We start from the raw sequence: 3,915 nt of genomic DNA, 5'->3' as shown, positions 1-3,915 counted from the left end.
CTCAGTCACTGCGAGATTTCTCAGAAGAATCACTCGCCGAGGTGCTCGTTGGCGAGGATTTCACGGGTGATGCCGTGGCCGAGTTTCGGACTTCCCTGGCCGTGGCGCGTGGCGAGCACGCACTGACTCCGGCTGCTGCCGTCGGCGCCGCGTTTCGGGGATTGTTCCAAGAATTCGTCGACACGCATGCGCAGGCCGGTCCGATTCATGGCTTCGTCGAACTCGCGCGGACGCTTGAGCGTGTGGCGTTCGGACCGCCGCCGGTGACGGCTGACGCGGTGCTTTCCCTCATCGACTCTAGGATTGTCGACACCACCTATCTGGGCCGCCCTGATGTCATCGACGCGTGGCTCGAGGGGCATGGCCCGCACATAGACGTACTCATCGACGCCACGATTGCGCCGCAGGGCCAACCCGCGCCGTTCCAAGACGTGCCTGGAGTCGTCACCATCGGGCGCATGAACGAGCGTGAGCTTCCGGGGCATGACTCGCTCAATCGCACCGTGCATTCAGATATCCCGCAGTGGGCGGAGAAAGTAGGACACCCATGACAGCCTCGCCGTCGCAGAAGCCAGGTCAGCCCACGGAGCCGCCGCGTCCGCTCGCCGTCCACGGAACGGTGCCGCTCGCGCCCCGTCTCGAGCCGTGGATGCAGGAACTTATCGCAGATCCGCACGCCGTTCGGGCACTTATCGAAAAGCACGGCTCGCCCGTCAACGTTCTTGATCCCCGGCCTTTGGCGCGGAATGCTGCCGAACTCGTCGACGCGGGGACAGCACTCGGCGTCGACACCCGTGTTTTCTTTGCGCGCAAGGCCAACAAAGCGCTCGCCTTCGTCGGCGCGGCGCGGGCTGCTGGCCACGGCGTCGATGTGGCGAGCCTCAACGAACTGCGCCAGGTCCTCGCCGTTGGCGTCCCACCGAAAGATGTCATTCTCAGCGCGGCCATCAAGGATGAGCGGCTGTTGCGCACGGCGGTGAAAGCCGGCGTGGTGATCTCCTGCGATAGCCGCGACGAGCTGGCACGTATCGCCGCCCTCGGTACCCCAGCGCGCATCGCTCCCCGCTTGGCACCGGATCCCACCGTATTGCCGCCAACGCGCTTCGGCGAACGGCTCGACGTCTGGCGCAGCATCGACTGGCCTGACACCGTCGAGGCAGTCGGCGTCCATGTTCATCTCCACGGGTACGCCGAATCCGACCGCCGTCTCGCTCTCGCCGAGGCCATCACGCTCGTGGAGGCGCTGCGCGCGGCCGGTCATCCCGCGAGCTTCATCGACATCGGCGGAGGCGTTCCCATGAGCTATCTCCTCCACGAGACACAATGGGAGCAGTACCGCGACCGCATCGAACGCCAGCGCGCGGGAACGGGCGAACCCTTTACGTGGAAAAATGATCCGCTCACCAACACGTATCCGTTCTGGCAAACGCCCACGCGCGGCGAGTGGTTCACCCAGTTGCTCAAGGGCAAGGTGTCCGGCTACGGCACCGCTGCGACCGCGCTGCGCGAACACTCCATCGCGCTTCACCTCGAGCCGGGACGCAGCCTGCTCGATGGGTGCGGAATGATTCTCGCAGAGGTGTCCTTCCTCAAAGAGCGCTCGGACGGGCTACCCCTCATCGGCCTCGCGATGAACCGCACGCAATGCCGCACGGCCGCCGATGACCTCCTCCTCGATCCCTTCCTCGTCCCCACAGCCGGAGAGGTCGAGCGCGCGCCCCGCACCGGGTTCCTGGTGGGCGCCTACTGCATCGAAGACGAAGTCATCCTGCGGCGTGCCCTGGATTTTCCAGACGGCATCGCCGTGGGAGATACCCTCGCTATTCCGAACACCGCGGGCTACTTCATGCACATCCTCGAGTCTGCCTCGCACCAAATCCCCTTGGCGCGCAACGTCGTGCGCACGGAGGCCGAAGCGTGGGAGCTCGACGCCATCGACCGCGAGTGGATTCGCGTGTGAGCTAGCGCCCCATCCCCGCTAGATAGCGCCGGGTAACGAGGCTCTGCGCGGCGGCCGCGAGGTGCGGAGCCAGCCGCGCGAACCAGCGATCGGGGCGGGAAAACGCGACGCACCTGCCTACGACGCTGCCATCGGCGCGATGCTCGATGAGGAACGCCTCTTCGCCACACTCAACGTGCCCGGGCAGCGTCCCATAGACGAGGACAGTCCGTCGCGGGGCGCGCTCCACATGCAGAATGCGGCACGGCGAGAGCGTCGGGCCCACGCGCAGCCACACCACGTCTGGTTCTGCGCCGTCGCGCCGCACGTGGACGCCGGCATGACGATGTGCACGAAACTCCAGCAGCGCGGCACTCGCACGAATGAAGCCCTCCTCCCCTGTCCCCAGAACGCGCGCTTCGTCGACAATCCGCCACGTAGCGCCAAGTCCTAGCTCCTCACGAGAAGCGCCGTCTGCCAAGGCCAGGCTAGCCAGATGCAGTTTTTTGGGATACGACATCGATGACTTTGCTGCCATACTGCGAGTATCCCATACGAGATTGACACTCCCGGACCGCGTTGTGGCTAACGCAGTAAGACAGTAGCGCCGACGCGCATCGACTGTTGTCGCTTACGAAGCTGCATACGCGCTCAGCGTCAGCTGGCGGATTCCCTGCCCGATGGCGCGCACCGTTTTGTCCGAGAAAATGTCAACCACGTTGCCATATTCATCAAACGGTGGCCACGTTAGCTCTGCTGTCTCAAGAACACCATTGCGCGCAATGTAACCCACCAGCAGATCCACGAATTGAATCTGCACAGAATTCAGCGTGGTATCTGCAAGAATGGCATCAAATTCAGCGCGCACGGCCGGCTCATCCATCCCCACGATTCCGCGCAAGAAGCGTCCGATCGATTCCTCGACATGAGATTCACGTAGCTGTTCAGCGCCTTCAACGTGGCACTCTGCCACCAGACGCTCAAGCTCATCAACATCGTACGTATTAATAGGCTTGCCCGACCGCAATTTACGCAAGGACAGGTTGGTCGCAGCTTCCGCCTCGAGGGCTTGGCGTAGGCGTTCCTCCACGACAGAAGCCTCGATTTCCGTACCGCCTGTCGCGGTCACTTCTACTGCCGTGAGACCGCCAAGCTCGTCCTCGAAGTCGGTGATGACTGCTTTTCGCTTACCACGGTCAATCGTCTTGATAAGTCCACGCAAGGCCCGACGCGCAAGCTCGAGCTCCTCGTAGGTAGCGTTCGTTGACCAATCCGGAGCAGACATTTCCTCCAGCAGCGGGGCCTGCTGCGCGACAGCAGGGATAGTGGTTTTATCGAGCAAGGCCTCAACGAGCACCGCCAGTTTCTTAAAATTCGGTACTTGACGTGGGTCTGGTTCGAACAAGCCAAGTTCGAGAGTCCACAACAACAAGTCGAAGCGTCGCGCCTGTTCTTCCTCACCGGCACGCGCCATGGGCAAATGCGCGAGGTGATCAATGGCAAGGCTGGCTGCGTCACCTCGGATGCCATTCCAGGCACCAGAGACTTTATACCTCGCTAAGTATGGTTTGGAGGCAGGAGGCACGAGCACGCTGTCTTCCGGAACCGAACGGAGGTCCGCAAGAAGGCTCTCCACTACTGCGGCCCGATCTTCTCCCTCGAGATACTGAAGCTGCAAAATACGCTTCGCGAAGCCCCGCTCAACTATTGAGGTTTGCTTTGAGCCTGTAGCTGAGCTGAAATCTTCTGTTCCTTCGAACTGATCGATGTTGTCGCAATAGTCGAAGATGAAGAACTCCTGCTTATCTGCGCCAGGACCAAAGAGGTCAGGACATAGTCGTGTGCCGCGCCCCACCATCTGCCAGAATTTCACCGGCGAATGGACGGGTTTGAAAAAGACCAAGTTGAGCACTTCAGGTACATCGATACCGGTATCGAGCATGTCCACGCTCACCGCGACATCGAGCCCACTCGCA

3 protein-coding genes and 1 pseudogene are annotated in these 3,915 nt (G+C 62.0%); 2 read left to right on the top strand and 2 right to left on the bottom strand.

Annotation, left to right across the window (positions count from 1 at the left end; genetic code table 11):
* Positions 1-551 (top strand): annotated as a pseudogene (locus tag HMPREF0308_RS13810) (FAD/NAD(P)-binding protein); the annotation flags it as partial.
* Positions 548-1,960 carry a type III PLP-dependent enzyme domain-containing protein gene (locus tag HMPREF0308_RS00430; RefSeq protein ID WP_005527685.1) on the top strand — a complete coding sequence of 471 codons (1,413 nt, stop codon included), beginning with the start codon at positions 548-550 and terminating at the stop codon, positions 1,958-1,960. The pseudogene HMPREF0308_RS13810 and the gene HMPREF0308_RS00430, both read left to right, overlap by 4 nt.
* 1 nt (position 1,961) lies before the next feature.
* Here the strand turns inward: HMPREF0308_RS00430 and HMPREF0308_RS00425 are convergent, their stop codons facing one another.
* The gene (locus HMPREF0308_RS00425) at positions 1,962-2,477 is read right to left on the bottom strand and encodes a DUF1990 domain-containing protein (protein WP_114975918.1); all 516 of its coding nucleotides are present in this window, start codon (positions 2,475-2,477) and stop codon (positions 1,962-1,964) included.
* 93 nt (positions 2,478-2,570) lie between these two features.
* Positions 2,571-3,915, bottom strand: a 1,345-nt coding sequence (locus HMPREF0308_RS00420) for a type I restriction-modification enzyme R subunit C-terminal domain-containing protein (RefSeq protein WP_005527683.1), incomplete at its 5' end; no start/stop codon positions are given.

The organism is Corynebacterium striatum ATCC 6940, from assembly GCF_000159135.1.
In the GTDB taxonomy this organism is placed as follows: Bacteria; Actinomycetota; Actinomycetes; order Mycobacteriales; family Mycobacteriaceae; genus Corynebacterium; species Corynebacterium striatum.
This window is presented reverse-complemented; position numbering and strand designations above follow the sequence as displayed.